General features: G+C 69.1%; 1 protein-coding gene. It reads right to left on the reverse strand.

Translation table 11 applies throughout. The features are described from left to right. Nucleotides 1-246, reverse strand: a 246-nt coding sequence (locus AB3X89_RS40805; protein ID WP_368588123.1) for an AMP-binding protein, incomplete at both ends; no start/stop codon positions are given.

The following is a 246-nucleotide window of genomic DNA, read 5'->3' on the forward strand; positions in this document are numbered from 1 at the left end:
TCAGGATCGCCAAGAGCCCCACCACCATCGCCGCGCTGCGCTCCACGCAGATCCCCACCGGCTGGTCCGGCCTGACTCCGAGTGCGATCAGATGGTGCGCCAGCCGGTTGGCCCGCGCGTTGAGCTCGCCATAGCTCAGTCTCTCGTTCTCATGCACCAGCGCCACCGCCTCCGGTGCCCGCCGCACCTGCGCCTCGAACAGCTCATGGATGCACCGCTCCGACGGATACGCCGCCTCCGTGCGGT

It is taken from the genome of Paraburkholderia sp. BR14320, from assembly GCF_040948665.1.
Taxonomy (GTDB): Bacteria; Pseudomonadota; Gammaproteobacteria; order Burkholderiales; family Burkholderiaceae; genus Paraburkholderia; species Paraburkholderia youngii.